The sequence below is a fragment of the Pseudoxanthomonas suwonensis genome (assembly GCF_010093235.1).
In the GTDB taxonomy this organism is placed as follows: domain Bacteria; phylum Pseudomonadota; class Gammaproteobacteria; order Xanthomonadales; family Xanthomonadaceae; genus Pseudoxanthomonas; species Pseudoxanthomonas suwonensis.
The window spans coordinates 58227-71007 of the sequence record NZ_PDWP01000015.1; the positions used below are offsets into that span (position 1 = coordinate 58227).

Below are 12781 nucleotides of genomic sequence, written 5' to 3' on the forward strand. Positions count from 1 at the left end.
CGTATGGACCGCGGGAGCCGGGCGTGGGGCTCAGGCCGCCGGGCAGCAGGCCTCGGCCTGGCGGCGACGGGCGCGGGTACGCGCGGCCCAAAGGTACAGGCCGATGCCCGCCACCGCGGGGATGGCACCGACCGGACCGGTCGAGGTCCAGCCGAAGCCGGCGCTGATGGCCATGCCGCCCAGCAGCGGACCCAGGGCATTGGCCGCGTTGAACGCGGCGTGGTGCGAGGCGGCGGCCAGGGTCTGGGCCTCGCCGGCCACGTCCATCAGGTGGGACTGGAGGATCGGGCCCAGCGCGCCCATCGCGCCGATGCACACGGTCGCCAGCAGCAGGCTCCACGGCGCCTGCGCCGCGAGCGGGAACAGCAGCAGCATCACCAGCGCCCAACCCAGCACCACCGGCACCGCGCGGAAGCGCAGGCGGTCGAACAGCCAGCCGCCGACCATGTTGCCGATCAGGCCGCCCAGGCCGAAGCCGGCCACACCTACCGGGATCCAGGCCGGCGCCACGCCGGTCACCTGCACCATGGTCGGGGCCAGGTAGCTGAACACGCTGAACATGCCCGCGAAGCCGATCGCGCCGATCAGCAGGCCCTGCCACACCGGCAGCCGGTTGAAGGCGCGCAGCTCGTCCAGCACCCGGGTGCGCGGCGCCTTGCCGTTGGCCGGCAGGTAGATCGCCAGCAGGGTGACGGTGGCCAGCGCGACCAGCGAAACCGCGGCGTAGGTCCAGCGCCAGCTGGCCAGCTGGCCCATCCAGGTCGCCAGCGGGGTGCCCAGCAGGATCGCCAGGGTCAGGCCGAGCATGCTCAGGCTCACCGCGCGACCCCGCGCTTCCGGCGAGGTGATCGCCACCGCGGTCAGCGCCGCCACGCCGAAGTAGGCGCCATGCGGCAGCCCGGCGATGAAGCGGAACAGCATCAGGCTCAGGTAGTCCGGGCCCAGCGCGGTGGCCAGGTTGCCGGCGGCGTAAAACGCCATCAGCGACAGCAGCAGGGCCTTGCGCGACAGCCGCCCGCCGAGGATCGCCAGCAGCGGCGCGCCGACCACCACGCCCAGGGCGTAGGCGCTGATCAGGTGCCCGACCTGCGGCTCGCTGACGCCCAGCTCGGCGACCATGTTGGGCATCAGGCCCATGCTGGCGAACTCGCTGGTGCCGATGGCGAAACCGCCCAGGCTCAGGCCGGTGAGGATCAGGGCGCGCTGGCGCGGACCCACGGCAAGCGCCGGGGCGCCCATTGGGGCGTCGGGGATCGGGGAGACGGACATGGGCGCATTATGCTGCATTGCACAACGACATGCAGCCATCCTTTCCCACGACCGCGTAACCCCGGCAGGCGGATATTCAGGCCAGTGACCGGTGCCGGCTGCCACCCCTGCCCCGCGCCGCAGGCAGGCGGCCCTCCTTGACCGCGATCAATGCCCCCGGCCGCAGCGGGTCCGAGGATGGGTCCACGGCGGCAGCACCGCCGCCGAGGAGGGACGGAGATGGACATTTCCTTCATGGGACTGGGGCACGCGCTGCTGCTGTTCGCCCTGCCGGCCGCGCTGGTCGGCGTGGGCAAGCTGGTCTCGCCGGGGCATCGCGGCTTCGAACGCGGCTGGTGCGGGGTGCTGTTCATCGCGCTGTGCGCGGCGGTGGCGGCGCAGGCGGTGCTGTCGCGGGTCGCGCTCTAGCCTCGTCAGGCATACAGCCGCTGGCAGCGACTGCACCAGAACGCCCGCCGGCGCGCCTGGCCCAGTTCCTTGCGGTAGCTCAGTTCCGTGCCGTCGCGCGGGCAGGTCTTCTTCGCGTGCACCTGCCAGTGCCTGCGCAGGACGAAGGCCTTCTTCCATTCCAGGAAATCGAAGCTGTACTGCCGCGCCTCGGCCACCAGCTGGCCCAGCTTGCGCGGCGGCAGGGCACCGACCCGGCTCTCCGGATGCACCCGGATCCGGTGCAGCACCTCGTTCTTGATGATGTTGCCGACCCCGGCGAACACGTCCTGGTCCAGCAACGCGTCGGCCGCCAGCGCGTCCGGCCGCGCGCGCAGCTTGCGCCGCGCCGCCGCCGGATCCCAGGCGTCGTTCATCACGTCGGCGCTCCAGTCGTAGACCTCGTCCAGCGGCTGCTCGATGAAGCGCACCGAACAGGCATAGAAGTTCAGTTCCCTGCCGCCGGTGAACTCCAGGCCCAGCCGCGCCGGCGTGGCCTTGCGCTCGTCGATCCGGTAGCTGCCGAACAGCATGAAGTGGATCCGCACGGCGAAGCCGTCGAACTCCATCAGGAAGTGCTTGCCCCAGCTGCGCAGCGCCACCAGGCGCTTTCCCGCAAGGCGCTGGATCGGCTCGCGGCTGTTGCCATGCACGGCGCGCACCCTGCGTCCGGCAAAGCCCGCGGCGGCTTCCCTGATGATGACGATGGAAGGGCCTTCGGGCATGGCTGGCAGTATCGCGGCCAGCGGTGAGGCGGGCGTCAACCATGGCTTGCGTACAGCCTCGCGGCGGCGGCGCGTGCGAAAATCGCCGCGATGAACTACCTCGCCCCCACCTACCTGGCCGCCCCGGATCCGGAGGCGATGCTGGGCGCGCTGCTGGGCGACTTCGTGTTCGGCCTGGCCGCACTGGCCGACTACAGTCCGGTGGAGCGGCGCGAGATCCTGGTCCACCGCCGCGTCGACCGCTACACCGACGACCATCCCGTGGTCGCCGGCGCGCGTGCGCTGTTCGCGCCCGGCCTGCGCCGCTATGCGGGCATCGCCCTGGACGTGTACTACGACCACCTGCTGGCGCGCGACTGGACGCGGCATTCGGGCGAGCCGCTGGACCGCTACACCGCGCGCTTCTACGGCCACCTGCTGGCGCAGCGCGCGCGCCTGCCGGAACGGCTGCAGGGCCTGGCCCCGCGGATCGCCGCCCACGACTGGCTGGGCTCGTACCGCCGCCGCGAGAGCGTGGACCTGGCCGTGACCCGCATTGCCACGCGCCTTTCGCGCAATGGCGAGCGCCTGGTCGCGTGCCTGGACGACCTGCGCCGGCACGAAGAGGCGATCGCCACCGGATTCGAGGTGTTCTTCCCGCAGCTGGAGGCCTATACGGTGCAGGCACGCGCATCGGTGGTGGAGGCCGCGGACGTAGCCTGAGGGCAGCCTTGCCGCTTCCATCGCATGGCCGGTGCGAACATCGCCCGGTCACGCGTCCCGGAGGCCCGCCATGCAATGCCATCCCGTCCGCCGGTTGCTGCTCGTGCTGCCCCTGCTGCTTGGCGCCTGCGCGGCGCGGCCGCCCGCCGACCAGCTCCCGGCGCTGCAGCCGCGGGCCGTGCCGGTGGCCGATGCGCGCGGCGCGACCACGCCCGACCAGGCCTGGCCCCAGGTGTTCGCCGCGGTGCAGGAAGCACGCCTGTTCGACGACCAGAAGTTCTTCGTCGATGCCGTGCCACGCACGGACCCGGCGACCGTGGAAGCGGCGTTCGAGCGGCAGCGCGGCACGCCAGGCTTCGACCTGCGGCGCTTCGTGGAGGGGCACTTCGTGCTGCCGACCGAAGGGGCCGGCACCGACATCCCCAGGCGCGACAGCCTGCGCGCGCATATCGAGGCGCTGTGGCCGCTGTTGACCCGGCGCAGTCCCGAACCGCTGCCGCACGACTCGCTGCTGCAGTTGCCGCATCCCTACGTGGTCCCGGGCGGGCGCTTCCGCGAGGTCTACTACTGGGATTCCTACTTCACCATGCTGGGCCTGGCCGAAAGCGGCCAGCACGCGCTGGTGCGGCAGATGCTGGACAACTTCGCCCACCTGGTCGACACCTGGGGCCATATCCCCAACGGCAACCGCAGCTACTATCTCAGCCGCTCGCAGCCGCCGTTCTTCTCGCACATGGTGATGCTGCAGGCGCGGCAGGATCCGGGCGCCCCGGTGCATTACCTGCCGCAGCTGCGGCGCGAGCATGCCTTCTGGATGGACGGTGCGGAAGCGCTGCGGCCGGGCCAGGCGCATCGGCGGGTGGTGCGCCTGGCCGATGGAAGCCTGCTCAACCGCTACTGGGACGACCGCGATACGCCGCGTCCGGAATCCTTCATGCAGGACCGCCAGACCGCGGCGGCCTCCACGCGCCCGGCCGCCGAGGTCTACCGCGAGCTGCGCGCCGGCGCCGAGAGCGGCTGGGACTTCTCCAGCCGCTGGCTGGACGAGCCGATGCGGCTGGACACGATCCATGTCACCAGCCGGGTACCAGTGGATCTCAACAGCCTGCTGCACCACCTGGAGACCACCATCGCCCTGGCCTGCGGCCAGGGCGGCGACGAGGCCTGCGCAGGCGACTACAGGGCGAGGGCGGACGCGCGCGCCGCGGCGATCGAATCCCACCTGTGGCATGCGGACGGCTACTACGGCGACCTGGACCTGCGCGACGGCCAGGTGCATGCGCAGCTGACCGCCGCGGCCCTGTTCCCGCTGCATGCCGGCATCGCAGCGCCGGAGCGCGCGAAGCAGACCGCCGCCGCGGTGCGCGCGCAGCTGCTCAAGCCCGGCGGCCTGGTGACCACGGCGATCGACAGCGGCCAGCAGTGGGACGCCCCGAACGTGTGGGCGCCACTGCAGTGGATCGCGGTGGATGGCCTGCGCCGTTGTGGCGAGGACGCGCTGGCGAGGGATATCGCCGCCGGCTTCCTGGGCAACGTGCAGACCCTGTTCGCGCGCGACCACCGGCTGGTGGAGAAGTACGACGCCGACGGTGCGCTGCAGGGCGGCGGCGGCGGCGAATACCCGCTGCAGGACGGCTTCGGCTGGTCCAACGGCGTGGCCCTGGCGCTGATGGCGCTGTACCCGGAGCTGGAGAACGATGGCGGGCCCGTGTCGATCCGCGATGGCGCCGGACGTCGGGACAGGGACACCCGCCCGCGAGCCAATCCATGACCTTGGCCCTGTACGCGCATCCGTTCTCCTCCTACTCGCAGAAGGTGCTGGTCGCGCACTACGAGAACGCCGTCCCGTTCGAGTACCGCAACCTCGAGGATCCCGCGCACGCCCGGCAGCTGCAGGCGCTGTGGCCGATGAAGCGCTTCCCGGTGCTGGTCGACGACGGACGCACCGTGCTGGAGGCCAGCACCATCATCGAGTACGTGCAGCTGCGCCATCCCGGCCCGGTGCCACTGCTTCCGGCCGATCCGCTGCAGGCGGTGGAGGTGCGCATGCTCGACCGATTCTTCGACAACTACGTCTCGACCCCGCAGCAGAAGGTGGTGTTCGACGCGCTTTGCGCCGAGGGCGACCGCGACCCGCATGGCGTGGACCAGGCGCGGCGCATGCTGGAGACCAGCTATGCCTGGCTGGAACAGCACCTCGCCGATGGCCGGCCGTGGGCCGCCGGGGCGGACTTCAGCCTCGCCGACTGCGCCGCCGCACCGTTCCTGTTCTATGCCGACTGGACGCACCCCATTCCGTCCGGGCATGCCCGGGTGCACGCCTATCGCGCACGGCTGCTGGCCCGGCCCTCCATGAGGCGGGCGGTCGACGAGGCCCGGCCATACCGCAGTTACTTCCCGCTCGGGGCGCCGGACCGCGACTGAGGCGGTCACGCCTCCTGCGGCTGCGGCTTGCTGCACCGCAGCTGGGTTGCCCTGCCGGCCGATGTTAGCGTTCACATCAAGCCTGAGGGGAGCCAACGCATGACGACGCCACGCCGCAGTCCGCGATCCATCCGCGCCCGTTCGATCCTGGCCGCCGCGCTGGTCGCGGCCCTGCCTTCGGCCCTGGCCGAACCACTGCGACTGAACGAGCAGGAATACTTCAGCCGGCCCGGGCTGGACGTCCTGGTGTTCAACAACTACTACGACGGCCTGTTCTCCGACGCCAAGCACGCCGGGGTGGAGCTGATCCACCACGGCGTGCGCACTGCCACCAATGGCGACGTGCGCCTTTCGCCCACGCCCGAGCAGTGGGATCCGGTGGCGCAGCTGGTCGAGCGCAAGGTCGATACGCGCACGGGCACGGTCACCACCCGCCTGGCCTATCCGCAGGAGAACTTCGAATACAGCATCCAGGTCGCGCCGCAGGGCGACGGCGTGCGCATCCAGGTCCTGCTCGACAGGCCGCTGCCGAAGTCGCTGCAGGGCCGCGCCGGCTTCAACCTCGAGTTCCTGCCTTCGGCCTATTTCGGCAAGTCCTGGACGGTTGGCGATGGCGACCGCAGCGGCCAGTTCCCGCTCTACCCCACCGGTCCCACCGGACGCGATGCCGAGGGCAGGCCGGTGCGCCTGCCAATCACCAGCGGCAGGCGCCTGGTGCTGGCGCCGGAGGATCCGCAGCGGCGGGTCGCCATCCAGAGCAACAGCGGGGATCTGGGCCTGTACGACGGGCGCAACCAGGCGCAGAACGGCTGGTTCGTGGTGCGCACCCTGCTGCCGGCCGGCAAGCGCGGCGCGGTGCTGGACTGGACCGTGGAAGGCCACACCCTGCCGGGCTGGACCCGCGACCCGGTGATCGGCCACTCGCAGGTCGGCTACCACCCGGCGCAGCAGAAGGTGGCGGTGCTGGAGACCGATCCGCGCGCACCCGCGCCCGGCACCGCGCGCCTGCTGCGCATCGGGGCCGACGGCAGCCAGACCGAGGTGCTGGCCTCCACGCCTTCGCCGTGGGGACGCTACCTGCGCTACCAGTACTACACCTTCGACTTCTCCTCCGTGCGCGAGCCGGGCCTGTACCAGATCGAGGCCGCCGGACAGCGCACCCACGCCTTCCGCATCGCCGCCGACGTGTATGCCAGCGCCTGGCATCCGACCGCGGACGTTTTCTTCCCGGTGCAGATGGACCACATGTTCGTCAACGAGGCGTACCGGGTCTGGCACGGCCGCTCGCACATGGACGACGCGCGCCAGGTCGCGCCCAACCACGAGCACTTCGACCTGTTCGGCCAGGGCCCGGAGCTGGATTCCCCGTTCCAGCCGGGCGAACACATCCCCGGCCTGGATTACGGCGGCTGGTTCGACGCCGGCGACTTCGACATCCGCACCCAGACCCACTACGCCACCGTGCTGTCGATGGTCGACACCTGGGAGCGCTTCCGCCCCGGGCGCGACGAGACCACGATCGACCAGCGCCGCAAGCACGTGGAGATCCACGTGCCCGACGGCAAGCCGGACCTGCTGCAACAGATCGAGCACGGCACGCTCGCCCTGGTCGCCCAGCACCGTGTGTTCGGCCACGCCATCCCCGGCATCGTCGAGCCCGACCTGGGGCAGTACACCCACCTGGGCGATGCCTCCACCAAGACCGACGGCAAGGTCCACGACCCCAGCGATCCCGATTCGCCGGCCGACGACCGCCTGGCCTTCACCACCGCCACCACCGCGCTCAACTACGGCTCGGCCGCCGCGCTGGCCGCCGCCAGCCGCGCCCTGCGCGGCTACAACGACGCGCTGGCCGAGGAATGCCTGGCCACCGCGCGCAAGGCCTGGGAGTTCGAGCAGGGCCGCGAGCCCAACCTGTTCCGGGTCGGCAACACCACCGGCGGGCATCCGGACGACGAACAGCTGCGCGCGGCGGTGCAGCTGCTGCTGAGCACCGGCGAGGCGCAGTACGCCGAGGCGATCCGGGCGCTATGGCCCTCGGTCGGCGGCGAGCGCTTCGGCTTCAACATCCCGGCGCTGGTCGCGGCCCTGCCGAAGATGGACCAGGGCTTCCGCGACCAGGTGCGCGAACGCGCGGTGCAGCTGCGCGAGCAGTTCGCGCCGATGGCCGCCGAGAATCCCTACGGCGTGGTGATCACCCGTGGCGGCTGGGCCGGCAACGGCGCGGTGGTGGGCATGGCCATCGCCAACTACCACCTGCACAAGGCCTTCCCGGACCTGTTCGACGCCGCGCCCACGCTGCGCGGCCTGGACTACCTCTACGGCACCCATCCGGACTCGAACATCTCCTTCGTGTCCGCGGTCGGTGCGCGTTCCAAGCAGGTGGCCTACGGCAGCAACCGCGCCGACTTCAGCTTCATCGCCGGCGGCGTGGTGCCCGGCGTGCTGGTGCTCAAGCCGGACTTCCCGGAGAACAAGGAGGACTGGCCGTTCTTCTGGGGCCAGAACGAGTACGTGATCGACCTGGCGGCCAACTACATCTTCCTGGTGCACGCGGCCCAGGACGTGCTCGGCGAAGGCGCCACCCCGACGGCGGAATGACGCCGTCCGCGGCGTGCCGGCCACGGCCGGCGCGCCGCCGCTTCCCATGCAGTGCGCCCGCGTCCCTGCCGCGCGATCGCCGGCGGCAGGCACGCGGCAGGTGGAAAGCGGTTGGCTCAGGCGCGCAGTACCGGGCGCCGGCCGCGCTGGAACATGACGCGCTCCGGCCGGTGCAGGGCGAAACCCTGGGCCAGGTCCACGCCGTGGCCGCGCAGCAGCGGCAGCATGCGCGGGTCGTCGACCCACTCGGCCACCACCCGCAGCCCGCGCTGGTGGCCGATCTGGGCGATGGCGCTGACGATGATGCCGCTGACCGGGTCGGACTCCAGGTCGCGGATGAAGCTGCCGTCGATCTTGATGATGTCCACCGGCAGGTTCTTGAGGTAACCGAACGAGGACATGCCGGCGCCGAAGTCGTCCAGGGCGATGCGACAACCGGCGGCGCGCAGGCGCTCGATCACCGGGACCACGTGGCGCAGGTTGCGTACCGCCACCGTCTCGGTGATCTCCAGGCACACGCGCTCGGCGGCCACCCCGTACTCGGCGATGCAGGACAGGATGTAATCGGCCAGGCCCTGGTCCTCGATGCTGGCGCCCGAGAGGTTGATCGCGAACGAGCACAGGGCGCTGCCGCGCGGGTGCAGGCGGTCGGCGTGGGCCAGCGCGGTGCGGATCACCCAGCGGTCGATCGCCGGCATCAGTCCGTAGCGCTCGGCCGCCGGCAGGAAGGCGCCCGGCGCGACCTCGTTGCCGAACTCGTCGCGCAGGCGCAGCAGCAGCTCGATCCGCGGTGCGTGGTCGCCCGGCTCGGGCGCCAGCGGCACCACCTCCTGGTAGTCCAGCAGCAGGCGGTCCTCCTCCATCGCCCGGCGCAGGCGCGTGGCCCATTCCATCTCACCCTGGCGGCGGGTCGTGTCCACGTCCTCCAGGTACAGGTGCACGCGGTTGCGGCCGTTTTCCTTGGCCTGGTAGCAGGCGCTGTCGGCCCAGGCGAGGATGTCCTTCAGGGTGGCGCCGGGCTGGTCGGCCACCACCACGCCGATGCTGGCGCTGACCGTGTAGGTGCGCCCCTCCCACGGGAACACCACCTCCTCGATGCACTGGCGCATGCGCTCGGCCAGCGCGCGCGCCTGCGAGGGCCCGGTCGCCGGCGCGAGCAGGCCGAACTCGTCGCCGCCCAGGCGCGCCAGCAGGTCCTGCGGACGCAGCTGCGTGCGCATGGAGTGCACCAGCTCGACCAGCAGCTGGTCGCCGGCCATGTGGCCGGAGAGGTCGTTGACCAGCTTGAACTGGTCCAGGTCGATGTACAGGACCGCGAAGCTGGCCGCGGAGTCGGCCTCCAGCCCCGCCAGCGCCTTCTGCAGGCGGCGTTCGAACTCGCGGCGGTTGTACAGTCCGGTCAGTTCGTCGTGCGCGGCCTGGTAGCCCAGCCGTTCGGTCAGCTTGCGCTGCTCGCTGACGTCGTTGGCCACCATCAGCAGGTGCGGCACGCCATCGACCACCACCCGCGCCAGCGAGGCGTGCGCCCAGAAGGGTTCGCCATCCACCGGCACGATCAGGGCCTCGCGCCCGCTCCAGTCGCCGCCGGCGGCGGCCACGTCCACCGCCTGCTGCCCCAGCGCCGGATCGGCGAACAGCGATGTCAGCCCGCAGCCATTGACCGCGCCCAGGTGGCGGCGCGCGGCCTGGTTGGCATAGGCCACGCGGCCGTCGCGGGCGTCGGCCAGCAGCACCAGGGCCGGCAGCAGCTCGTTGAGCACCTGGAAGCGCGCCTCGCTCTCGCCGAAGCGCTCGCCCATGCGCAGGCCCAGTTCCACAGCGCGGCGCCGGTTGTAGGCCAGGGTCCCCAGCAGCAGGGCCAGCAGCAGGCTGATCACCGTGCCGGCGACGGCGGTCGTGACCACGCTGGAATAGCTGGTGGCGCCCGGTCGCGGCCACATGACCAGCTCCCAGCGGCGGCCGCCGAATTCGACCAGGCGCCGCTGCGCATCCGCCGGCGGGCGGGCGCCGGGGTCGTCGGTCGCGTAGACCAGCCCGTCGCCAGGCAGGTCCAGGTCGCGCACCTGGGCCTGCATCAGTTCGCGGATCCGGCCATCGAGCACGCCCTGCAGCATCGGCGCCACCCGCAGGCTGATGGCCAGCGCGCCCAGCTCACGCTGCCGCCGCTCCTCCAGCGTGGTCGGGGCCGAACCGTGGCTGTATACCGGCAGGCGCACGATCACGCCCATCCCGGGATGCTCGCCGTCCTGGAACTGCACCAGCGGGATCGGCGCGGACATGGCGATCGTGTCGGTATCCCGGGCCAGCTCCAGCGCGCGCCGGTTCTCCGGCTGGGTGGCGGCGTCGAAGCCGAGCAGTACCTCGTTGCCCTCCAGCGGGGAGACCAGTTCGTACGGATAGGACGGCCCGGGATGGCGGCGGGCGAACGCGGTCACCACGTGGCCGCGCAGGCGGTCGCTCAGGCGCAGGTTGCGCTGGTAGCGGTCGAAGACCGCCTGGTCAATCTGGTCGTTGCCCAGCAGGACGGTCTGCATGGCGCGCAGGATGAAGGCGGCGCGCCCCAGGTCCTTGGCCATCTGCTCGCGCGCCGTATCGGCCATGGACTCGTGCATGACCCGCGCATCGGCCTCCACCGCGGCCAGCTCGCGCCGTGCCGCCTCGGCCGTGCACAGCAGGCCGCCTGCCAGAACCAGCAATGCCCAGGTACGCGGCGCCAGTCGCGGAGCGCGCAGCGTCTCGGCGTCGCCGGAGCGTCCCCGGGTGGGATCGTCGATCGTCATCCCTGCGTTCCTGCCTGGCCCATGGAGAGTGGTTGGTCGCGAAGCCGCGAGCCCCGGGCGGCCCCCTGCAGCGTCCGGCCCGACCATCCTGTTGTATCGGTCCCCATGGCCCATTCTTGACCGTAACCTCCCCGGGCGCACGTCCGGGTCGGCCCCGGCGGGCGCTCCGGTTACGATGCCACGCCCTGTCCGCGGCCCTCCGCCTTCCGATGCCCCGCCTCCCCGTTCCCCTGCTCACCCTCGAAGCCGCCCGCCCGCTGCTGGCCTCGCGCGATGCCGGCGACGGCGGCTGCGAACTGTCCCTGGACCTGGGCCGCAGTCGCAGCCGCGTCGAGACCGGACCCGGGGAATGGGCCTGGCAGGGCCGCGCCTTCCCGTATCCGGGCAAGCTGCGCGACCGCACCATCTACTACCCGGATGGCGATGGCTGGGAGCCGGTCTCGCGCTACGCCGGCTCGCTGATCAAGCTCGTGCCCACCCCGTGGGGCGCGCCGACCTTCGAGATCGACGGCATCAAGATGCTGCCCACGGCGAAGGAATCGCCGCTGGAGGACGCACGCCGCAAGGTCGCCCTGGTGCAGCCGCGTGGACGCACCGTGCTGGATACCTGCGGCGGCCTGGGCTACTTCGCGGCCTGCTGCCTGGAGGCGGGCGTGGCGCGAATCGTCTCCTTCGAGAAGAACGAGAGCGTGCTGTGGCTGCGCACGCTCAACCCGTGGTCGCCCGACCCGGAAAGCGCCGAGGCCGGGGGACGCCTGGAGCTCAATCACGGCGACGTGTCCCGGGCCATCGCCGGCCTGCCGGATGCTTCGTTCGATGCCCTGCTGCACGACCCGCCCCGCTTCGGCATCGCCGGCGAGCTGTATTCGCAGGAGTTCTACGGGCAGCTGGCGCGGGTGCTGCGTCGCGGCGGTCGCCTGTTCCACTACACCGGCAGCCCCAACCGCCTCACCAGTGGCCGCGACGTGCCGCGTGAAGTGGCGAAGCGCCTGGAGAAGGCGGGCTTCCGCGCCGAGCTGGCCCTGGACGGCGTGCTGGCGACGCGACGCTAGCGCATCCACGATCCCGCCCCCGACGCACCGGGGATGGCTTTGCCGCCGGCAGGGGCAGCGGAGGCGTGGCAGCGCCAGGGCGCGACCCCGGCACTCGACGCCTCTCCGGGGGACAGGCATGGATTGCCGCACCCTCCTTGCCGCCGCATCGCTCGCTGCCGCTGGCGTCGCCCTTGCCGCCACCGGCATCGCCAGCCGTCACCGCCCCGGCGCTGCCTCCGCGTGGTGGTGCTGGCGCGCCAGCTGCTGCAGGGCCATGCCGGCGTCGCCGACCACCAGCGGCGCCGGCACCGAAAGCATCAGGTTCAGCGGCAGGCCGAACTCCTCGATGTTCCAGCCATGTACGTCCAGCAGGCCATCGGCACCGATCGCATGCGGGTGCCGCAGGCGGATGCGCTGGGCCAGGCTGCCGTGTTCGGGGATGTAGCCATACACCGGCTTGCCCCTGGCAACCGCATAACCGACTTCGAAACAGGTGCCGCTATCCGGCTCCGGACCCCGGAAGAAGTCGAGGTTGGCCAGCACCGCGTCGGCCCGCTCGATCAGGGCGATGTTGTTGCGGTAGATCCACTGCGCCTGCGCGGCCGGTTCGGTGATCCCGGCGGGAACCTCCTGGTCCAGCGGGAACAGGCCTTCGAAGCCGTGGCGCGCGCAGAGCGCCTTCAGCTCGCGCCCACGCTCCCGTGCATCGGGGCGGAAGACATCGGGGCCGGCGAGGTAGATGGAACGGATCATCGGAAAAAAAGCGCGCGCCCGAGGCGCGCGAAAAGACCTGGCACGCCGCCCCAACCGAGGGGCGGAG

The 12781-nt window shown here is 71.6% G+C and carries 10 protein-coding genes; 6 read left to right on the plus strand and 4 right to left on the minus strand.

What is annotated here, in order from left to right:
* Nucleotides 1–30: 30 nt before the first annotated feature.
* Nucleotides 31–1269: an MFS transporter gene (locus CSC68_RS08925; RefSeq protein ID WP_425501229.1), complete on the minus strand. Its 1239-nt coding sequence runs from the start codon at nucleotides 1267–1269 to the stop codon at nucleotides 31–33.
* A 219-nt stretch (nucleotides 1270–1488) separates the two neighbouring features.
* Between CSC68_RS08925 and CSC68_RS08930 the strand changes: the two genes are divergently transcribed.
* Nucleotides 1489–1677: a glycosyl transferase gene (locus CSC68_RS08930; RefSeq protein ID WP_125111882.1), complete on the plus strand. Its 189-nt coding sequence runs from the start codon at nucleotides 1489–1491 to the stop codon at nucleotides 1675–1677.
* 5 nt (nucleotides 1678–1682) lie between these two features.
* Here the strand turns inward: CSC68_RS08930 and CSC68_RS08935 are convergent, their stop codons facing one another.
* Nucleotides 1683–2420 carry a DNA-formamidopyrimidine glycosylase family protein gene (locus CSC68_RS08935; RefSeq protein WP_162203213.1) on the minus strand — a complete coding sequence of 246 codons (738 nt, stop codon included), beginning with the start codon at nucleotides 2418–2420 and terminating at the stop codon, nucleotides 1683–1685.
* A gap of 90 nt (nucleotides 2421–2510) precedes the next feature.
* Here CSC68_RS08935 and CSC68_RS08940 point away from each other — a divergent pair, with 90 nt between their 5' ends.
* From CSC68_RS08940 to CSC68_RS08955, 4 genes are all read left to right on the plus strand, one after another.
* A complete protein-coding gene (locus CSC68_RS08940) occupies nucleotides 2511–3122 on the plus strand; it encodes an acyl carrier protein phosphodiesterase (protein ID WP_162203214.1) in 612 nt (203 codons plus the stop codon).
* A gap of 70 nt (nucleotides 3123–3192) precedes the next feature.
* Nucleotides 3193–4893 (plus strand): alpha,alpha-trehalase TreA, encoded by a 1701-nt coding sequence (gene treA, locus CSC68_RS08945; protein WP_162203215.1) that lies wholly within the window; start codon nucleotides 3193–3195, stop codon nucleotides 4891–4893.
* Nucleotides 4890–5546 (plus strand): glutathione S-transferase family protein, encoded by a 657-nt coding sequence (locus CSC68_RS08950; RefSeq protein ID WP_162203216.1) that lies wholly within the window; start codon nucleotides 4890–4892, stop codon nucleotides 5544–5546. Before treA ends, CSC68_RS08950 begins: the two co-directional genes overlap by 4 nt.
* Before the next feature lie 99 nt (nucleotides 5547–5645).
* On the plus strand, nucleotides 5646–8147 hold the full coding sequence (locus CSC68_RS08955; RefSeq protein ID WP_162203217.1) for a glycoside hydrolase family 9 protein: 2502 nt from the start codon (nucleotides 5646–5648) through the stop codon (nucleotides 8145–8147).
* Nucleotides 8148–8263: 116 nt separating this feature from the next.
* On the opposite strand, the gene CSC68_RS08960 is transcribed toward CSC68_RS08955, so the two are convergent.
* Nucleotides 8264–10927, minus strand: a complete 2664-nt coding sequence (locus CSC68_RS08960; protein ID WP_162203218.1) for a bifunctional diguanylate cyclase/phosphodiesterase — start codon at nucleotides 10925–10927, stop codon at nucleotides 8264–8266.
* A gap of 209 nt (nucleotides 10928–11136) precedes the next feature.
* Here CSC68_RS08960 and CSC68_RS08965 point away from each other — a divergent pair, with 209 nt between their 5' ends.
* On the plus strand, nucleotides 11137–11979 hold the full coding sequence (locus CSC68_RS08965; RefSeq protein WP_162203219.1) for a class I SAM-dependent methyltransferase: 843 nt from the start codon (nucleotides 11137–11139) through the stop codon (nucleotides 11977–11979).
* A 198-nt stretch (nucleotides 11980–12177) separates the two neighbouring features.
* Here CSC68_RS08965 and CSC68_RS08970 read toward each other — a convergent pair whose 3' ends face one another.
* Nucleotides 12178–12714 carry a nucleoside 2-deoxyribosyltransferase gene (locus CSC68_RS08970; RefSeq protein ID WP_162203220.1) on the minus strand — a complete coding sequence of 179 codons (537 nt, stop codon included), beginning with the start codon at nucleotides 12712–12714 and terminating at the stop codon, nucleotides 12178–12180.
* Nucleotides 12715–12781 lie beyond the last annotated feature (67 nt).